This window comes from Methanolobus vulcani (assembly GCF_900100715.1).
GTDB classification, from domain to species: Archaea; Halobacteriota; Methanosarcinia; order Methanosarcinales; family Methanosarcinaceae; genus Methanolobus; species Methanolobus vulcani.
Map to the genome: position 1 here is coordinate 294075 of NZ_FNCA01000004.1, position 19958 is coordinate 314032.

The 19958-nt window shown below is 40.6% G+C and carries 22 protein-coding genes; 14 read left to right on the forward strand and 8 right to left on the reverse strand.

Annotation, left to right across the window (positions count from 1 at the left end; all coding sequences use genetic code 11):
- Positions 1 to 2 precede the first annotated feature (2 nt).
- From BLP52_RS08110 to BLP52_RS14830, 6 genes are all read right to left on the reverse strand, one after another.
- Positions 3 to 1958 carry a V-type ATP synthase subunit I gene (locus BLP52_RS08110; RefSeq protein WP_091709962.1) on the reverse strand — a complete coding sequence of 652 codons (1956 nt, stop codon included), beginning with the start codon at positions 1956 to 1958 and terminating at the stop codon, positions 3 to 5.
- On the reverse strand, positions 1951 to 2259 hold the full coding sequence (gene ahaH / locus BLP52_RS08115; RefSeq protein WP_394328634.1) for an ATP synthase archaeal subunit H: 309 nt from the start codon (positions 2257 to 2259) through the stop codon (positions 1951 to 1953). Before ahaH ends, BLP52_RS08110 begins: the two co-directional genes overlap by 8 nt.
- Before the next feature lie 236 nt (positions 2260 to 2495).
- On the reverse strand, positions 2496 to 3686 hold the full coding sequence (locus BLP52_RS08120) for a radical SAM/SPASM domain-containing protein (RefSeq protein WP_091709964.1): 1191 nt from the start codon (positions 3684 to 3686) through the stop codon (positions 2496 to 2498).
- Between the two features lie 25 nt (positions 3687 to 3711).
- Complete coding sequence (locus BLP52_RS08125; RefSeq protein ID WP_091709965.1) at positions 3712 to 4581, reverse strand: polyprenyl synthetase family protein; 870 nt, start codon at positions 4579 to 4581, stop codon at positions 3712 to 3714.
- A 12-nt stretch (positions 4582 to 4593) separates the two neighbouring features.
- Positions 4594 to 4974, reverse strand: coding sequence for a cytochrome c maturation protein CcmE domain-containing protein (locus tag BLP52_RS08130; protein ID WP_091709966.1), 381 nt, complete (start codon positions 4972 to 4974; stop codon positions 4594 to 4596).
- A 33-nt stretch (positions 4975 to 5007) separates the two neighbouring features.
- A complete protein-coding gene (locus BLP52_RS14830) occupies positions 5008 to 5124 on the reverse strand; it encodes a CcmD family protein (RefSeq protein ID WP_091710014.1) in 117 nt (38 codons plus the stop codon).
- A gap of 207 nt (positions 5125 to 5331) precedes the next feature.
- On the opposite strand from BLP52_RS14830, the gene ahbD reads away from it, so the two are divergent.
- From ahbD to BLP52_RS14700, 11 genes are all read left to right on the forward strand, one after another.
- Positions 5332 to 6378, forward strand: a complete 1047-nt coding sequence (gene ahbD / locus BLP52_RS08140) for a heme b synthase (protein ID WP_091709967.1) — start codon at positions 5332 to 5334, stop codon at positions 6376 to 6378.
- Positions 6379 to 6383: 5 nt separating this feature from the next.
- Positions 6384 to 6839: a siroheme decarboxylase subunit alpha gene (ahbA, locus tag BLP52_RS08145; RefSeq protein WP_091709968.1), complete on the forward strand. Its 456-nt coding sequence runs from the start codon at positions 6384 to 6386 to the stop codon at positions 6837 to 6839.
- Positions 6840 to 6850: 11 nt separating this feature from the next.
- Positions 6851 to 7309, forward strand: coding sequence for a siroheme decarboxylase subunit beta (ahbB, locus tag BLP52_RS08150; RefSeq protein ID WP_091709969.1), 459 nt, complete (start codon positions 6851 to 6853; stop codon positions 7307 to 7309).
- Between the two features lie 62 nt (positions 7310 to 7371).
- On the forward strand, positions 7372 to 8046 hold the full coding sequence (locus BLP52_RS08155) for a precorrin-2 dehydrogenase/sirohydrochlorin ferrochelatase family protein (protein WP_091709970.1): 675 nt from the start codon (positions 7372 to 7374) through the stop codon (positions 8044 to 8046).
- 51 nt (positions 8047 to 8097) lie between these two features.
- Positions 8098 to 9390 (forward strand): glutamyl-tRNA reductase, encoded by a 1293-nt coding sequence (gene hemA, locus BLP52_RS08160; RefSeq protein ID WP_091709971.1) that lies wholly within the window; start codon positions 8098 to 8100, stop codon positions 9388 to 9390.
- Complete coding sequence (hemB, locus tag BLP52_RS08165; protein WP_091709972.1) at positions 9369 to 10343, forward strand: porphobilinogen synthase; 975 nt, start codon at positions 9369 to 9371, stop codon at positions 10341 to 10343. The genes hemA and hemB overlap by 22 nt, the downstream gene beginning before the upstream one ends.
- Positions 10344 to 10358: 15 nt before the next feature.
- On the forward strand, positions 10359 to 11624 hold the full coding sequence (hemL, locus tag BLP52_RS08170; RefSeq protein WP_091709973.1) for a glutamate-1-semialdehyde 2,1-aminomutase: 1266 nt from the start codon (positions 10359 to 10361) through the stop codon (positions 11622 to 11624).
- A gap of 13 nt (positions 11625 to 11637) precedes the next feature.
- On the forward strand, positions 11638 to 12585 hold the full coding sequence (gene hemC, locus BLP52_RS08175; RefSeq protein WP_091709974.1) for a hydroxymethylbilane synthase: 948 nt from the start codon (positions 11638 to 11640) through the stop codon (positions 12583 to 12585).
- Positions 12578 to 13480 carry a dihydroorotate dehydrogenase gene (locus BLP52_RS08180; RefSeq protein WP_091709975.1) on the forward strand — a complete coding sequence of 301 codons (903 nt, stop codon included), beginning with the start codon at positions 12578 to 12580 and terminating at the stop codon, positions 13478 to 13480. Before hemC ends, BLP52_RS08180 begins: the two co-directional genes overlap by 8 nt.
- The gene (locus BLP52_RS08185; RefSeq protein ID WP_091709976.1) at positions 13480 to 14259 is read left to right on the forward strand and encodes a dihydroorotate dehydrogenase electron transfer subunit; all 780 of its coding nucleotides are present in this window, start codon (positions 13480 to 13482) and stop codon (positions 14257 to 14259) included. The genes BLP52_RS08180 and BLP52_RS08185 overlap by 1 nt, the downstream gene beginning before the upstream one ends.
- Before the next feature lie 238 nt (positions 14260 to 14497).
- On the forward strand, positions 14498 to 15160 hold the full coding sequence (locus BLP52_RS14700; protein WP_091709977.1) for a PEF-CTERM sorting domain-containing protein: 663 nt from the start codon (positions 14498 to 14500) through the stop codon (positions 15158 to 15160).
- Positions 15161 to 15232: 72 nt separating this feature from the next.
- Here the strand turns inward: BLP52_RS14700 and BLP52_RS08195 are convergent, their stop codons facing one another.
- On the reverse strand, positions 15233 to 15469 hold the full coding sequence (locus tag BLP52_RS08195; RefSeq protein WP_091709978.1) for a FeoA family protein: 237 nt from the start codon (positions 15467 to 15469) through the stop codon (positions 15233 to 15235).
- A gap of 215 nt (positions 15470 to 15684) precedes the next feature.
- On the opposite strand from BLP52_RS08195, the gene BLP52_RS08200 reads away from it, so the two are divergent.
- From BLP52_RS08200 to BLP52_RS08210, 3 genes are all read left to right on the forward strand, one after another.
- On the forward strand, positions 15685 to 16893 hold the full coding sequence (locus BLP52_RS08200) for a peptidase U32 family protein (protein ID WP_091710015.1): 1209 nt from the start codon (positions 15685 to 15687) through the stop codon (positions 16891 to 16893).
- A gap of 187 nt (positions 16894 to 17080) precedes the next feature.
- Complete coding sequence (locus tag BLP52_RS08205) at positions 17081 to 17398, forward strand: cobalamin B12-binding domain-containing protein (protein ID WP_091709979.1); 318 nt, start codon at positions 17081 to 17083, stop codon at positions 17396 to 17398.
- Positions 17399 to 17553: 155 nt separating this feature from the next.
- The gene (locus BLP52_RS08210; protein WP_091709980.1) at positions 17554 to 17985 is read left to right on the forward strand and encodes a nucleoside deaminase; all 432 of its coding nucleotides are present in this window, start codon (positions 17554 to 17556) and stop codon (positions 17983 to 17985) included.
- A 4-nt stretch (positions 17986 to 17989) separates the two neighbouring features.
- Here the strand turns inward: BLP52_RS08210 and BLP52_RS08215 are convergent, their stop codons facing one another.
- A complete protein-coding gene (locus BLP52_RS08215) occupies positions 17990 to 19822 on the reverse strand; it encodes a PAS domain S-box protein (protein ID WP_091709981.1) in 1833 nt (610 codons plus the stop codon).
- Positions 19823 to 19958 lie beyond the last annotated feature (136 nt).

Here is a 19958-nt window from a genome sequence, read left to right on the forward strand (position 1 = left end):
TCTTATTCCTCCGTGTATTTTCTAATATATCCGAATGGATCGTATTTGCGTCCCCCTCCTTCGTAGAATTTTCCGAAGAATTCTACATACTGTAACCTGAGTGAGTGTAAACCGGGGGCGATAATACTCAGGACAGTATTCAATGAGTGTCCAAATAAGAACACTATAATTGCACCTATTGTTGCCACACCTACTGGCGTCCCTGGTTCCCAAATCATTTCAAAAGCGATAAGGTTGACAGTTGACGCAATGTAGATGGATGACAAACCTACAGCTATGATACGAGTGTAAGACAGTGAGTTACTGAGTAGTGAAGGCAACTCGATAGGTCCTTTGATACCTTCTCCCTTGAGAAGCATTACAAATCCTATTAAGAAGACAACTACACCGGCAATCGTAGCAATGGATGGAAGTACTGCTACATATCCAAGAACTGCGATAAGCAGGCCGATTTCAATAACAAACCAGCTTCCTTTCTCAAAAATAGCTGCTGACATCCCATGTTTCTTGTTCTCATTAATGAAACCAAGGAGATAACCAATGTTGATATGAATGAAACCGATAAGAGCGGTTGCAATGATCATGGTCATCACAAGATGGGTCCTGTGAATAGGGAAAGTGATCATTTCATCCCCGACTGGAGATGCAAATAGATTGATTGTTTCAAAACCAGGAATTAAACCTGATATAGTTTCATGCTCTGTGTGAAGACTTGCAAGCGAAAATCCCAGGAACTCACCATATAGCACACCAAATATCAGAGTAGATATCTGACAGTATATCAGAATGTTCATGAGTGGCTTGATAGCTTCAGAAGATATCATCTTCTTGATTCCAAGTGCCATTGCAAGTAATATAAGTGCATATCCAATATCACCAAGAATCATTCCGTAAAAGAGCGGGAAAGAAATGAATATCAAGAAAGTAGGGTCAAGTTCTTTATAGACAGGTCTTGCATAAAGGTCCATGATTTCCTGGAAAGGAGAAGCTATCTTAGAATTATTGTACTCGATCGGTACTATTTTTTCATCTGCTTTTGTCATTTCCTGTTTGGAAACGAAAGCCCTTCCGTTTGTAGCTTCTTTCACAATGCGTTCCAGCTCAGAGAAATCCTCTGCAGGAACCCATCCGTCAATCATGAAAGTGCTGTCTGATGTAGCAACTCTCAAAGGCGCTTCTGACTTCTGAGCTTCCATTGACAGAATTTCATTACTTGCAAGAATGAAATCAGCATATTTATCCTTAAGTGACTCTATCTCTGCATCAATAGACTCAATCTGTTCCTGTAATCCAGATTCCTTTGAGATGACACCTTTAAGAGACTCAGAAGGTACTCCGCTTGCAGCCGGGATTCTAAGTTCCCTGTAACCTGAACCTGCAAGAACATCAGCCACTTCAGTTGCTTTGTCCTTAGAGACAAATAAAACTACAGTGCCTTCTTTTGCATCATAGAACATCTCATACGCAGAAGTGATCTTAGAAACTGCATCCCCAACATCTTCCTTTACATTTCCTGCAAATACAGCAAGATGCTCGTATCCACGGTAAAGATCAAGGTCAAGAGAAATGTTAGCAAAAGGAAGTAATTCTTTCTTTAAAGAATCAAGCTCTTTAAGCTCAGCTTCGAGTTTGCTTTTTTGCTCAGTTTTAACGTCAAGTTCAGCATCAAGTTTATCAAGAGTTGCATCAAGGTTCGAAAGAACTGAACTCTCAGCATCTTTACGTTTTGATTCAACATCCTTTACTCCAAGTAAACTGGCAATGGACCTGATCTTGATAAGTTTCTTTGATACTTCATCAATCTTCTCAAAAGGTCTTCCAATATGGAGACCGGAACCATCTTCATTGAAATCTTCGATCTGGAACAGATTTGCTTTGTGCAGAGCATCGACCGTTTCTTCAAAAATGCTTTTATGGCCAACAATTACGGCACGACTCATCTGCTTTACATCAAGCATGTATTGCCCTCTCGAATTCGTTAATGATTAATGTTACAGCCTCGTCTATTTTGGATGAAGCAGAGCTTGCGATAGTTTTAGCCTCGCTGCCCCCATTCTCGACGATTTTTGCTTTATCTGAAGTGATAGACTCTTCTGCAGATTTCATTGCACTTTGTGCAGATTTCTGTGCATCGACTTCGGCCTGTTTAATGATTTCCCTGGCCTCGGCACGTGCACTGGCGATACGGTCGTTTTTTCTTTTGATACCGTCGTCAACCATTTTGTGTGCATTGTCTTCTGCTTCTTTGATTTCCGACAAGATTTTTTCTTTGGCCATGCTAATCCTCATGTGATGAATTGCTTATTATCCCGAATAAATCAACATCTCCTATTGCTAACTCACATATAAAGTATTCGGTTTTCCAGATACTAGCGAGCCATAAATAATCACGATTTATCATGATAGTGGAAGATTTTATTAGAGATACAATATTACAAATGTTTGCTCCTGGTTGCGATAAATATAGTACTTTAATGAACAATGATTATACAAAATCAACAAATAGATTTATCAAGTCTTACCGGAAGCTGTGTTCCTTCCGGTATAGTGCGGATATATTTGCTACGGAATTCAGGGTTGCGCATCATACAGTATTCCGCAGAGCAATTATATGCTTCATGCTTGCCCATTCTTTCCCATATTGCAGCAAGATCCTCCTCACGAATATTGCCGAATGAAAGAGGAGTATAAGCACAGGGTAAAACATCCCCCCCTGCTGTTGTATGCATCCATCTCCTACCTGCAAAACAACCAAACTCATCAGGACCCATAAAATTCGGGAATGAAGTTACCCTTGGACCATCCTCTTTTTTGTTCATTGATTTCTGGAACTTCCCAAGCCTATCAACATCTTTGGAAGTAATTACCTCATCCTCATGATCCAGCCAGCGTCCAACAGCTATGATCTCATAAATTGATAATTCCTGCATACCCATATCTGCTGCAAAATTGTAGAAACCATCAAGATCATCTATATTATGAGGTGAAACAACCACAAAAAGATCCGCAAGAACCCCAGCATTGACAAAGTGCTTGATACCATTGACAGTATTCTGGAAAGCTCCTTCACGATTTCTTACACGATCATGTTCAGCCTCATCAGGACTATCCAGACTTAAGTGTGCAGCAAAAAGACCTGCTGCTTTTAGATCCATAGCCCTTTGTTCAGTCAAACTGAAACCTGATGTGAAACATGAAACTATAGCACGGGACTTGTCCACCTTGGCGATCATTTGCTCAAGGTCTTTCCTGAGCAAAGTTTCCCCACCATCAAAAGCAATATAATATGAACCTAGATCAATTGACTGGCCAATAGCACTATTGATTTCATCAGCAGTCAGAATTGGATCTGCAACAGTACCAGCCGCCCCACAATGTATACAATCATAAGGACAGTGCGTTGTAATCCCTATTGAAAATTGATCAGGTACTCTCTTCTTTAATATAGAGGCCACCTGGGCACTGATCATCCTATTGAATATATCGCCCGGCATTGGCGGAGCCCATGTAGAGAATATTATGTTATCCTCATCTGAATATATGGGTTTCTCTTCAAGAAATATCTTGTTGATACGTTTTATAATCGGTTTTGCAACAGCAGACAGGGGACCCTCTGTATCAAGGACCACTCGTCCGTTTTCTGTGCTGGCATTTACTTTAATTACTGATTTATCATAAACCCTCATGAAGTCACCTGACAATTGAATAAAATTAAAGGATATCAGCAGGAAGCATATCCACAGTAATAAGGTCAGTTATTAATTCCAGTTTATCCCTTGAATCAGAAGACGGGAACGAAGCAAGGATATCTTTTGCATTTTTAACGCAGATACAAACCTGTTCCACAGTTTTCTCCACAGTTTTATCATGATCCATAACCCTTCTGTAGATAAGAGGTAATGTAACAGATTCATAAGTAGAACTTTTATCTTCAAGCTCATTAAGATACTCAAGAAGATCATCAACTATCTGATATGCATTGCCCACATTTTCACCAAAGGACCTTAATTTCCTGGCAGTTTCAGAATCAGCACCTGCAACATATGCACCTATTGCGGCACTTGCAGCAAAAAGAGATCCTGTCTTCTTACTGATACACTCAAAGTAGTTCTTTTCCTTGAATTCATCATCAACACTTGAAATATCGATGGTTTCACCTTCAGCCATATACATTCCTGCCCGGCCGAATTCATTTACTGCATCATTACCATATCCGGAAATAAGAGATATTGCCTTGGAAATCAGGAAATCACCACAAAGAATAGCTGCCGGGATTCCATATTTTTTGTGTGCTGACTCGACACCACGACGTACAAGACCTCCATCAAGTACATCATCATGGATAAGAGATGCGGAATGAATAAATTCAATTGCAAGTGCTGCCTTTACGCCTTCAGTTGAATTTCCTCCACACATCTCAGTACATAATATAAGCATAACAGGACGGATATTCTTTCCACCGGAACTGCATATGTGCAGAAGCATCTTTTTCATCTGGGAACTATCATCCATAGAATGGACCATATCATCCTTGGCCATCTTGATCAACTGATATTCATCCAGATCATCTATTTGTATCATAACCACGCCTGCTCATTCTGAGTATTTAGAAGGACAACTCATAACTATCTGACTTGCTTCAACCATGGTTGGAGAAAGCATTTTTCCGCTTATACTAACACTTTGCCCCTCTGCAAGGTTGGCCGGAAGAGAACCGGTATATTCCACATTAATCTCATAAGAAGGTTCTTCCAGGTCCTGAAGTGCAAAAGAAGTTCCGTCTGTAGTAATATCAAGAGTTCCATTCTTGATCATGCCCATTGTGTTGACATCATGCCCTACAAACTCCTCTGAGTTCTGAGATATATCAGATATCATATAATATCCCTGTGAAAGGTCAACATTCCAGAGACCTACAAAACCAACAACAGCGATGAAAACAACTGCAACTATCGTTTTTTGTGTTCTATCCATAGGAAGCACCTCTACAATGATCGTTTATCAGGATCACTTTTCTATCCTGTTACATTGGCGCAGCAGTTTTCTACGGGAACTCACAATGTATGCAACATATACCACCAATGTAATCCACGTAATTGTAAATGCAATCTCTAACGCGCCTATAAAGAATCACCTCTATATCAGCCTATTTGTTCGTCATAGGCATTAAGACGAACCCTTATATCAAAAATCAGGCACAAATGAACCAATTTATACATTGATGGCTCAGCCTGATAATCAAGTATTAATATGGGTGTGCAGTAGTATAGTCCCATCCTATAAATAGGTAATATAAGCCAACATACGAACAAAAAACATTCATGATCAATTATGGTAAAACCTCCAAGACTCATCGCATGGGAAACAACAGCAGGATGTAACCTTTCATGTAAACACTGCAGAGGTTCATCTACTGAGAAAAAACCAGAGGGCGAACTTACAACTGAACAAGCACTCCATTTCGTAGATGAAATTAAAGAAATGGGAAATCCAATACTCATACTTAGTGGTGGAGAGCCACTGGTAAGGGATGACATATTCGAGATTGCAAAATATGCCACGGAAAAAGGTCTGCGCGTTGCTATGGCAACAAACGGAACTTTAGTCACACCTGAAATGGCAGACAAAATAAAAAACGTGGGCATTCAGAGAGTAAGCATCAGTCTTGATGGTTCTAGTCCTCAGACACATGATGACTTCCGTTGCATGCCAGGAGCATTTGAAGGTGCCTTGAATGGAATAGAGAATCTAAAAGATGCAGGGATAGGTTTCCAGATAAATCCTACAATCACAAAACGCACCATAGATGAAATTCCTGCCATACTTGAGATGGCAAAGGAACTGGGCGCAGATGCACTTCATATTTTCCTTCTCGTACCAACAGGAAGAGGCAAGGAACTTGAAAACGATGAGATCCCTCCTGTGGAATACGAAAGGATACTCAATTGGTTCTATGACAGGCAGAAAGATGCAGGCATACAGCTCAAAGCAACCTGTGCACCCCATTATTTCAGGATAATGCGCCAGCGTGCGGAAAAAGAAGGTATTGAGATAAGTGTCAAAACCCACGGTTACGAAGCAATGACCAAAGGATGTCTCGGAGGAACAGGGTTTTGTTTTGTATCAAGCACAGGAGACGTATATCCTTGCGGATATCTTCCAGCACTTGCAGGAAACATAAAAGAGCAGAGTTTCAAGGATATCTGGGAGAACTCGAAGGTATTCAATGATCTGCGTGATGTCTCCAAACTAAAGGGAAAATGTGGAATATGTGAATATAATACAGTATGCGGAGGCTGCCGTGCACGTGCATATGCTGCCACAGGAGACTATCTTGAGGAAGAGCCATACTGTATATATGTACCTAAAAAACAGTGATTTGAATGATATTTCTTGATGATACCGATAAAAAGATACTCAATACTATCCAGTTTGATTTTCCTCTGGAAACAGAGCCTTATAAGAAGCTGGGAGAAGAATTGGATATCAGTGAAGACGAAGTAATTGAAAGGCTTGCCAGGCTGCATGACGATGGTGCTGTCAGAAAGATTGGACCAATAATCAACCGCAAAGGTGTAGGAGGCACCAGCACCCTTGTGGCTGTAAGTGTTCCTGAAGAAAGGGTTGAAGAAGTAGCAGAATACATCAACGCCTATCATGAAGTATCACATAACTATCATCGTCCGGAGAAATTCAATATATGGTTCACTATTTCTGCAGCTAACAGAGAAAGAATTGATACTATAATAGGAGAGCTCCGTGAAAAGACCGGAATGGAGTTTGTTGACCTTCCAACTAAAAAACTGTTCAAGATCGGAGTAAGGTTCAACATTAAATAAGCGGTGAGACCATGGACGATATTGATGAGAAGATAATTAAAATGACACAGAACGGCATCCCGCTTAAAAAATCACCTTTTGCAGATATTGCCAGTGAACTTGGGATAAGTGAGCAGGAAATAATAGACCGCCTCAAAAAGATGCAGGGAGAAGAGGTCATTCGCAGGTTCGGTGCATCAATCGGACACAGGGATATCGGAATTATTGCAAATGCAATGTGTGTCTGGAACGTGCCTGATGAGAGAACAGAAGAAGTCGGTACAACAATGGCAAACTTCTCCGAGGTCACACACTGCTATGAAAGACCACGTGCTCCAGGATGGGACTACAACCTGTTTGCAATGGTCCACTCATACACAAAGGAAGACTGCGAGGAAGTTGCAGCAAGGATATCAGAGGCAACCGGAATCACGGATTATAAACTTCTTTACAGTGACAGAGAATTCAAGAAAACTGGAGTTAGGTTGTAATCGAAATCTTTAACTAATTTTACCGGAAAAAGCAGAAGGCAATCATTTCCGGAGATGGAGATATGAAAGACAAGAACCACTTCCTGCCACTGCTGATTGATATGAGCGACAAGAAAGTCGTGATATTCGGAAGTGGATCTGTCGGGGAAAGAAAAGCTAAACTGTTCTCAGAGTATGCAAAAGTTACGATAGTCAGTCGTAGCTTTCATGATGTTTTTTATGAGCTTGAAGAAAAATACGACATCAGGTTAATCAAAGCGGATGCAGGAAAGCTCACAGATGAAGAGATAAATGATATCATAAGAGATGCTTTCCTTGTAATTCCTGCCACCAACGACAGAAGCATAAATGAAAGGATTGTTGTTCTGTCTAAATCCTTTGGGATACTGACAAATGAAGTAGATGCCATTGGTGATGTCACAGTGCCTGCTGTGATAAAACGTGGGGGACTTACCATCAGCATATCCACCACCGGCTCAAGCCCTGCCTTTTCAAGATTTACACGTCAGCAGGTTGAGAAGATCATTACACCTGAATTTGCCGACATGATCAAAATCCAGGATGAAATGAGAACTTACCTAAAAGGCGAAGTTCCTGACCAGAAAGACAGAAAAGAGATACTGTGGGAAATTCTTGAGAGTCAGGAAGTGTGGGACGGGCTTAAAGAATCATATGAAAAAGGGTTTAATACAGCACAGGGTATAGTAAGGAAGAAAATAAGCGAGAAAGTCAGATGAACATGTACCACAGACACCGCTATTTGAATTATTGTAAAACACGAGGTAACCATGACTGAAATAACCAGTATGGTGATAACCCATTCCAAAGCAACTGTCGAAGAGATAGAAGAAGCATGGGAAGGGGACATAGAAAAAATGCTCAAGGACCTTCATTCCCTTGATCTTGTTTGCGAGTGTGTTGTACTTAAGACCTGCAACCGCGTTGAAATATATGTTGTTTCACCAAAGGGCAGTACTGTCCTGTTCCACTTTGCCAAGAAAATGGGACTTTCTTCTAATATAATAGACTTTTTTGAACATGAAGAATCCATCATGCATCTTCTCAGGCTTGCATGTGGTCTTGAATCCATGATCATCGGTGAAGACCAGATCCTTGGTCAGATCAAAGACCTGTACCTTGTTGCTAAAAAGATAGGAACCACTGGCAAAATGCTCGATACTGCATTCAGCAAAGCTATACAGGTAGGAAAACGTGTCAGAACCGAGACTGAAATCAACCGTGGTGCACTTTCAATTGCATCAGCATCAGTAGATCTTGCAGAAGACACTGTTGGTGACCTTAAGAATAAGATGGTGCTGGTCATTGGAACCGGAGAGATGGGGACACTTGTCACAAGGGCACTTTCCCACAGGGAGATCGAACTGATGTACATTGCCAACCGTACATATGAAACTGCAAAGAACCTTGCCGATGAAATGGGAGGGCATGCAGTACACTTTGACCAGATCGATGAGAATCTCAGGAGAGCCGATGTGGTCATCAGTGCAACCGGTGCACCCCACTATGTTCTGAAATACGAACAGGTCGAAAAGGCAATGAGCTTCAGAGAAAAAGAACTCCTACTAATTGATATCGCAAATCCCAGAGATATTGACCCTTCTACTGATAACATCCCTCATGTGACCCTCTATAATATAGATAACCTGAGAGTCATAAATGAGAAGAATCTGGAAATGAGAATGGAAGAAGCTAAAAAAGCCCAGTCAATTATCGATGAGGAATTCGATCTTCTAATAAAACAATACAAGAGACAGAGAGCAGATACACTTGTATCTGAACTGTATGCGCAATCATATAAACTCCGCGTGAATGAAAAAGATAAAGCCATCACAAAACTTGGTGCCTACCATACAATTGGTGACACTGAAAAGCAGATCATCGAAGACCTGACACACTCCATAATCAATAAAATGCTGGCAGAGCCTACCAAAGTAATCAGATATGCAGCAGAGATCGGTGACGACGAGCTGCTGGAGTCTGTTGCCAGAGTATTTATCGCTAATAGATCAAACATTAAAGAAAAGAATGAGCTGGTAAAATGTTCCCCGAGCGCAGAATGAGAAGGCTGAGAAGCGGCAAGATTAGAGATCTGGTACGTGAAACATCATTGTCAGTTAATGACCTGATATATCCGGTGTTTGTCAATGAAATAATAAACGAATCAGAGGAAGTAGCATCCATGCCAGGCGTGTTTAACCTGCCATTGGACATGGTCGCAGACGATGCAAAAGAAGCTGCGGATCTCGGAATACCTGCCATGATACTTTTTGGCATTCCAGAGCATAAGGATGAGAAAGGAAGCAGTGCCTGGGGAGATGAAGACATTGTACAACAGGCAGTGCGCGAGATCAAGAATGAACTCGGAAAAGACATGCTTGTAATTACCGATGTCTGCCTTTGCGAATATACTGACCATGGACACTGTGGAATGGTTGATTTTGACACAGAAGAGATCATGAATGATCCAACTCTACCACTTCTTGGAAAGACCGCACTCAGCCATGTAAAAGCAGGAGCAGACATGGTTGCACCATCAGGAATGATGGACGGCATGATATCTGCAATTCGCAGTGAGCTTGATAAAAACAATTTCCACAATACTCCAATTATGTCCTATGCTGCAAAATATTCATCAGCGTTTTATGGACCCTTCAGGGATGCAGCAGGTTCAGGATGCTGCTTCGGAGATAGATCCACGCACCAGATGGATCCCGCAAATTCTGATGAAGCACTCATGGAAGCAGCTCTTGATATCGAAGAGGGGGCCGACATAATTATGGTCAAACCGGCACTTCCGTATCTTGATATATTATACCGCCTCAAGACAGAATTTGAAATTCCAACGGCAGCTTACAATGTCAGTGGTGAGTACTCAATGCTTAAGGCAGCAGCACAAAACGGCTGGCTTGATGAGAAACAGGTGATGTATGAATCCTTGATATCAATTAAGCGTGCAGGTGCTGATATGATTATTACTTATTTTGCCAAAGAAATGGCACAGATGTTAAAATGATTACAGGGTGTTTATATGTCATTAGATAAGTCCAGAGATTTATACAATAAAGCAAGAACCCTCCTGCCAGGAGGAGTCAGCAGTCCGGTAAGAGCTATCAAACCATACCCATTCTACACTGAATCAGCATGCGGTTCTAAAATAAAAGACATTGATGGAAATGAGTACATCGACTACTGTCTTGCATATGGACCTAATATTCTGGGACACGCAAATCCCACCATCAAACAGGCAATAATTGACCAGCTTGATAAAGGATGGCTCTACGGCACACCAACAGACCTTGAAGTAAAACTTGCTGAGAAGATAGCAGCACTTTACCCAAGCATCGATATGCTCAGGTTCGTTTCAACAGGAACCGAAGCAACTATGAGTGCACTTCGTGCAGCAAGGGGATTCACAGGCAAGAACAAGTTCATTAAGATCGAAGGTGGATTCCACGGTGCACATGATGCCGTACTGGTTAAAGCCGGCTCAGGTGCAACAACTCTTGGAAAGCCAGATTCACTTGGAATTCCAGAGGACTTTACAAAACACACATTACAGACACCTTTTAACGATATTGAAGCACTTACCCAGTTAATTGAAAAGAACCAGGACGATATGGCAGCGGTCATACTTGAACCTGTAATGGGTAATATTGGTCCTGTACTTCCAGAGGGAGATTACCTCAAAGAGGTTCGCAAAGTTACAGAAGAAAATGATGTAGTACTCATCTTTGACGAAGTTATCACAGGTTTCAGGCTTGCAATGGGTGGAGCACAGGAATACTTCGGCGTTACACCTGATATGACAACACTGGGAAAGATCGTCGGTGGAGGAATGCCAATCGGAGTTTTCGGAGGAAAGAAGGAGATCATTGAAATGATTGCACCTTCCGGAAGCGTTTATCAGGCAGGAACCTTCAGCGGAAGCCCGGCTTCAGTTGCAGCAGGACTTACAGTAATTGATGTACTTGAAAAAGAAGAAGTACACAAGAACCTTAATGCAACAGGAGACATGATGAGAAGCAGATTGTCTGAAATTGTTGCAGACCTCAATCTCGACTATAACGTAGTTGGAATTGCATCCATGTTCAAGATATTCTTTGGAGACAAACCACTTAACTACCAGGATGTTCTCAAATGTGACAAGGAAGGATACCTGAAGTTCTTCTTCAAGATGCTTGACAGTGGTGTATTCTTACCACCATCACAATTTGAGACAAATTTCATCTCAACTGCACACAGCGAAGAGGATATTGAAAAGACACTCTCCTCATACGAAGCAAATCTTAAATGAACGGTGAATTCACATGATAATAGGAACCCGTGGAAGTGCACTGGCTATTGCACAAACAGAGACAATAGAACGTCTCCTTTCAGAACTTGGAGTCAGCACAACCCGGAAGATAATCAAAACATCCGGTGATACTTTCACAGACAGGCCACTCCATGAAGTTGCCGGAGTCGGAGCCTTTGTCAGGGAGCTGGATGACAGGATGATCGATGGTGAGATCGACATATCAGTTCATTCAATGAAAGATCTACCAACAATCCGACCTGATGAACTTGCTACATCTGCGGTGCTTAAACGTGATTCACCATATGATGTACTTCTTACAACAGACGGATCAAGGATAGATGATCTTCCTGAAGGAGCAGTACTTGGTACGACATCAATGCGCAGAAGAGCCCAGATACTCAGATACAGACCTGATCTCCATGTACAGGATCTCAGGGGAAACATCAACACAAGAATAAGGAAACTTGAAGAAGGACTTTATGATGGAATTCTTCTCGCAGAAGCAGGCCTTCAGAGAATGGGCTGGGAAATGGATGTGGAACGTCTTGATCCACAGTTCTTCTGTCCCTCTGCAAACCAGGGAACAATAGCTGTGGTCACACCTGCCGGAAGTGAGGCAGAAGAAGTAACTTCTAACCTGGACCACCAGCAGACCAGAATTGAGACTGAAATTGAACGTATAGTCATTACTGATGTAGAAGGTGGATGTACTGCACCAATAGGTTCCTTTGCTCAGTTTATAAATGAAGATGAGATCAGTGTATGCTGCGAAGTACTGGCACTTGACGGTTCAGAGCATGTACGTATTGAAGAAGTTATCCAGGCTGAAACATATCAGGAACATGCCGGAATGATAGCAAAAGAACTTGTACAGATGGGCGGAAAAGAACTTGTGCAGAGAGCTGTCTGCCAGTTGAGTGCAGGAACAGCCACAGAGGTGCAGGGACAATATGATTAAAATAACAGGAATCGAACTTGAGAATCCAACTATACTGGCAGCCGGAATAATGGGAACCACTGGTGCATCCCTTGCACGCGTGGCAAAGGAAGGGGCCGGAGCAATAGTTACAAAGTCCATCGGCCCGGAACCAAAGGAAGGACACAAGAACCCAAGCATGATAGACCTTGGTTACGGTTTTTTGAATGCTATGGGATTACCTAACCCATCTTATCCTGATTTTAAGAAAGAGCTTGCAATTGCAAAGAAACAAGCCGGCACTCCGGTTATTGCAAGTATATTCGGAGGAAACGAAGAAGAGTTTGTTGAAGTTGCGCAGGGACTTCTTGACTCAAATCCTGATGCATTTGAACTAAATGTAAGCTGTCCGCATGCACTTGGATATGGTGCATCTGTTGGAAGCAATCCAGATGCAGTTGAGAGGATCACAGCTGCAGTAAAAGATGCAGTTGATATACCAGTATGGATAAAACTTACACCTAACGTCACTGACATAGTGACAATTGGAGATGCTGCCCAGAGAGGAGGAGCTGACGCAGTCGTTGCAATCAATACTGTGAAGGGGATGGCAATTGACATCGAAAGCGGTTATCCTATTCTTGGAAACAGATTTGGCGGACTTTCAGGAAAGGCAGTGAAGCCTGTTGCTATCAAATGTGTCTATGACCTTTATACAGCCTTGGATATACCTGTGATAGGCGTTGGAGGTGTTTACACCTGGGAGGATGCAATTGAAATGATGATGGCAGGAGCTACTGCAGTACAGATCGGGTCTGCAGTTCATGAGGGACTACAAGTTTTCAGCTCGATTGCGACTGGTATTGAGATGTTCATTGCTGAAAGAGGATACAAGGACGTAACAGATGTCATCGGACTTGCACATGAGAGGATATAATGTACCCCATCAACGTCAAAATTACTAAAATCATCAAGGAAACTCCATCCACAAGGACTTTTGTTTTTGACAGATCATTTGATGAAGCCATACCCGGACAATTTGTAATGGTATGGATACATGGAGTTGATGAGATTCCCATGGGATTATCAAGCAAGAACTCCATCACTGTACAAAAGATAGGAGATGCAACCGAGAAGTTATTCAATCTCAATGAAGGAGATTCAATTGGAATAAGAGGACCTTTCGGAAAAGGCTTCACACTTCCAGACAAAGATGAGAAAATCCTACTCATTGCAGGCGGAGTAGGTACTGTACCTATTGTAGCGCTGGCAAATCATGCAGCTTCTGAAGGTGTATGCATAACCACTATTCTTGGGGCCAGAAATGCCGATGAACTTCTCTTTGTTGACAAATTTACATCATACGGAGAACTTCACATAACTACAGATGATGGTTCTGCACACAGGTGCGGTTTTGTAACTGATGTGCTTGCAGAGAGTGATATTTCATCCTTTGATAGAATATACACATGCGGTCCTGAAATGATGATGAAATGCATCTTCGGAATGCTTGAAAATGAAGAGGCACTTGAGAAGACAGAGTTTAGCCTTCACAGATATTTCAAATGCGGAATTGGCGTATGTGGTGCCTGCTGCATGGATAAGAAAGGCTTAAGAGTTTGTAAGGACGGACCTGTATTCAATGGTTTAGAACTTGTTGATTCCGAACTTGGCAAATACATGCGTGGCCCAAGCGGTAATAAGAAGGATTTTTAAAATCCTTATTCTTTCTTTTTTGACATAATCCTGATTATCTAGCTGATAGTTTGCTCGATTAGGTCAACTGACAGCATAATCTATGGTTTTGAGTTTTCACTGAGATACTTCCAAAATCAAGATAAATGATTATGATAAGCATTATCACATTTTGTATTTTTTGGTAATGTATATATATACCAAATATATAGAAGATGCAGTATCAAAGATAATTTAGCATAAATCTTGGTGGTATGATATGAAAAACAATTTGAAAAATATAGCATTGGTGCTCATTGTTGCAATAATGCTGGCAGGAACAGCATCTGCTGCTGCTTCTGTGACTGTTACTGACGGAACAAGTAACCTGGACATATGGACATATGGAAACCATAATTCTGCAACAAGTGGATTCGAGTCATATTTCAGCAGCTCAATTGTCGGAAGTACATGGACAAATGCTGATGGCAGACTCGCAGTGATAAGTGAAGACGGCTACATGAATGTTGAGACAGAATATCCTGTAAATAACTTCTGCATCATATTTGCAAGTGACAGCAATGATGGATTTGCAAGAGTTTTTATTGATGAAGAAATGGTCTGGCAGGGAGATACCTGGGCAGATGTAAGCCTTGGCCAAGACATCAACCAGCAGAAGATAAGATCACTCATGATCAATGGCCTTGAATATAATACACATTCAATTGTCATCAAAAATGTCAATGTTGCGCAGGAAGAACAAATGGAAGTCAGAACTCTCAACGTTGAAGAGGCAAATGCGCATGACGGACATGTAACTATTTATGAATATGGTTACAATCTTCCTGATACTGAAGAAATTCCTGAGTTCCCAACAATTGCAGCACCTATCGCAGCAATAATCGGACTTGCTTTCATCTTCAGTAAGAGAAAGGAAGAGTAAACTCATAATAATGATAAACAAAAACTAATGAAGCATTATAGCTTCATTTTCTTTTCTATTTTAAAAATAGTATTATGCAGAATATTCCTGCACCATTATCTTTGTGGCCATACCCATACCTAATGCGTAATCACAGCCGTTTATAGAAACAATAAGAGAGCCATTGACACCTTTTTTGACTTTAAGCAGAGTATTCTCAATAAAACCCATTGATCTAAGACGACTTATCAGGCATTTACCTGCATTAATAGAAATAATCTTACTATCCTTACCTTCAGGCATCATAGCAAGCGGTATTATTGGAGCCATTTTTTACCTCATTGGTTTTTAGAAGCTGCCGAAAGAATGTGATTTTACATCCTCGTAATGAATTAGGCAACCCTAATTTTACTTGACAATGCAATATAGTGTATAATAGTATATATAATTTCCCGGTTTCGAACAAAAATTGTCCATTGAACAATCTAACTTGATTTTCAACACAAGTGATTTAAATCTTAATTTGAATCCATACATCAATGTCCATGGAATCTAAGAAATCTAAAATACCTGAGCTCATAATGGGTGTTAGAAACTTTGCAGCTCTTAAAGCATGCCAGCAACACGCAGATGCAGTTTACTTTTCTCTGGACAGACTAAGTCTAAGATCACGTGCACAGGAAATAACTAGTGAAAACCTTGCTTCTTTTATTGATGAAATTCATGCTCATGGGCTTAAAGGTTACATGGCAGTGAATTCGGTAATATACCCGGATAACCTCACCGAACTTGATGAAGTACTAGAATGTGCAGCCTCTGCAGAAGTCGATGCTGTTATTGCATGGGATCCTGCCACCATAACCAAAGCAGCAGAAAAAGATCTTCGCATACACATATCAACTCAAGCTAATGTCTCAAACCAAATCACAGCAGAGTTTTACAGGTCACTGGGAGCCAGCAGGGTGGTACTTGCAAGAGAACTTAGCCTTGAGCAAATTGCTGAAATCAAAAAAGACACAAAAATGGAACTAGAAGCATTTGTGCACGGCGCAATGTGTCAGGCAGTCTCAGGCAGATGCTATCTTTCAGCTTACCTTCTTGGAAAATCAGGAAATTGTGGAGAATGCAGCCAGCCTTGCAGATGGGAATGGTCCCTTCATTCAGATAACGGTGCAATAGTCGATATTGAAGGAAAGTATCTTATGAGTGCAAAGGACCTTTGCATGATCGAGTACATACCCGAACTTGTAAAAGCCGGAATTGATTCATTCAAGGTTGAAGGAAGATTACGTAATCCCGGATATACTGCAACTGTATCAGAGTCTTATCGAAATGCTATAGATCTGTTTAAAGAAGGGAATTTTACCAAAGAAAAAGTACTTCCACTTAAAGAGAAAATGGCACTCGAGTACAACAGAGGATTTTCAACAGGATTCTATTTCGGATATCCGGGACCTGACAGCCTGGCATTTGATTTCGATATGAATGCATCCCCGGTTAAACGCGAAGCTGTGGGAATAGTAACGAATTATTATCCAAAGCAATCCGCTGCCGCAGTGAAACTTCTGGAACAGGGACTTGAGAATGGAGACAGAATCGTTATCGAAGGTAGTACTACCTATCTTGAACAGGAAGTCACATCCATTGCCTTGGAAGGCAGAGCAGTAAGTTCTGTGAAAAGAGGAAATGAAATAGGACTTGCTGTTGAGGATATTGTTCGCAAAAATGACCGTGTTTTCAAGATAAGAAAATGATAAATAAATTGTTACTTTTTTTAACCATCATTCATATATTGAAACTATATATTTTCTTACCATATATATAATTCAGGTAGACAAAGTTCTTATGATAAATGAAATATAGAGAGGGGCGAGCAGGAACACCTGCTTAGAAAGCAAACCTTTCAATTTCAAAGAACAATGTCTGAGGAATGATGAAATCATGAATTATAGTGATTCTGCAAAGAGAGAGCTTATCAATAAGGCTAAAAATTCTGTAATTAACTTCAACGACGCTGAAGCAACAAATGTAGCAATGGAGACAATAAGGTCAGGCATTGATCCGGTAGACATCATTGAAGAAGGATTTATTGAGGGCATGAAAACAGTTGGTGACGGATTTGAATCTGGAAAACTTTCACTCATGGACATACTCACAGCTTCAAAGACAATGAACAAAGGAATATCACTTCTTAAACCGGCAGCCATCAGTACCCATGAAGACAGCTGTTTCTTTGGAAACTTAATGTTGTCACTTTAAATGAAAAGTATGCGAGAGCATACATCAAATTTCTGTTTTTCTTCTATTGTTTCTCTTCTTATAGATATCGATTCACACTTGTCTTATTCCTGAATGATAAGATAATATATTAGTGCCAACAATATTACCGCCATTAAGACTTGAAGAGGAATATTATGGACGAATTCATGCAGGCAGCTATCGATGAAGCTAAAAAAGGAATGAAAGAAGGTGGAATACCTATCGGATCAGTTCTTGTGAAAGAAGGAAAGATCATTGGAAGAGGTCATAATAGAAGAGTTCAACATGATGATCCCCTTGCACATGCAGAGATTGACTGCATACGTAATGCAGGAAGGATTGGAAAATACCAGGGAACTACAATATACTCCACACTAATGCCATGTTATCTCTGTGCCGGAGCTATTGTACAATTCGGCATAAAAAAAGTAATTGCAGGAGAATCAAAAACTTTTGATGGTGCTGCAGAGTTCATGAAGGAACATGGTGTTGAGGTTATTGACCTTGATATTGATGAATGCAAAGATATCATGGAAAAATTCATTCATGAAAAACCGGACATCTGGTATGAGGATATTGGAAAATAATCCTTTATGCTTTTTTTACTGTTGCCCAGAAAGAACTTCCTTTCCCTGAAGGATTATCTTCCACACCTATATGTCCACCGTGTAGTTCAACTATCCTTTTGGCAATAGCAAGGCCAAGGCCCGAACCTTTGACAGCTTTCTTTTTCTCGGCAAGACGCTGGAAACGATTGAAGACCAGAACCTTATCTTTATCAGGAATACCTTCCCCTTTATCTGATACAATTACTTTCCATTCGTTTCCAAAGTCCTGAATATCAACAGTTATAACACTGTCAGAAGGACCATATTTGATGGCATTGGAGATAAAATTGATAAAAACACCATCAATTAGAGGATTTATCACCGCAGGATACTTTCCAGATGATTTAATATCAAGAATAATATTCTTGGATGAGAGTTGTGGTTTAAGTTCCTCGGCAACATAATGAATAATAGAACCAATATCCATTGGCTTGAATTCCAGCTTATCCGTATCTTCAAGTTTAGCAAACTTTGCAGCGGACTCTATCATTTCAATGAGGCGTGTTACATTACTATCAATGAGTTGAAGTTTGTATATTTTATTCTCATCATTTTCCTCGTTGAGCAACATGTCAGTAAAACCTTTTACAACACCTGCCGGATTTAAGAGATCATGCCGGAGAATATCAGTAAACAGGTCTTTGAGTTCGTTCGAGCTTTTAAGTTGAGCTGCATAATCATTAAGCTGAGACTCTACTTCCTTTCTCTTGGATATATCCCTTACAACTGATATCAGTCCATTATCAAGAGCTGTCAGTGATATTTCCTGAAAAAATGTGCTGCCATTCTTTCTTCTACCGATCAGCTCACCCTGCCATTTGCCTTTCTTTCTGAATTCCGGCAAAATAGTTGATTTGAAAAGTCCTACTTCTGAAGGGTTATAGAGCATATCCCATTTTTTTCCAATCAGTTCCCTTGGATTGTCATATCCGAAAATACGGGCATGAGCAGCATTCACATAACTATAAACGCCTTCTTCGTCAAGAATCCCCATACCATCTACAGAAGCTTCCATGGCATGTGTCTGCTCCCTGAGTTTTTCTTCTGCCTTTTTTCTGATAGTAATATCCTGACCTGAAAAGAGAACACCAGTAACCTTTCCACCTTCATCAGTAAGTGGTTTGGAATACCAGTTTACCATACGCTCTTCATTATTCTTAGTGATGACCGGGCACTCATAATAAGTACTTCCGGCTCCAGAAGTGTTCAATGAATTTAAGAAATGGATTTCCATCTCAGATCTTGAAGAATCAGGAATGAATTGTTCCATGAGATTCTTTCCGATAACTTCTGATTCCTCATAACCTAAGATCTCAAGACCTCTTTTATTGATGAGAGTTATATTCTGGCTACAGTCAAGTGCAAGCATCATTACAGCTGCAACATCCAGATAATTCTGTGCCTGATCACGTTCCTTAATAACATTATCATGAAGGTTCTTTATGCGAAGAAGTGACTTCACCCTCATTTTGAGTTCAAGCCTGTCAACGGGTTTTGTCAGGAAATCATCTGCCTTAGACTCAATACCTCTTAAACGGTCTTCTCTCCCGGAAAGAGCTGTCACAAGAACAACAGGTATGAACTGTGTAGTCTCTGAATTCTTGATCTTTTCACATACCTGATATCCATTGATATCTGGCATCATTACATCAAGAAGAACAATGTCCGGCAACTCATTAAAAGCAATATCAAGTGCTTCGTGACCATTGTAAGCAGGCAGAACTTCATAATCTTCAGAAAGGTAAGCCTGAAGCAACTCAACATTCATTGGTTCATCGTCTACAACTAGAACCCGGGGTTTATCAAAGAACATCATAATCAATTGCGTGAATGGTTAAAAAAGTACCATTTCAACATTTTGAATAGTCATTGTGTCGTTGGTCAGAGTATGTAATGTTTGCAGATTACTATAATTAATAGTTTGATAGATATATAAATAATTAAACATGAAC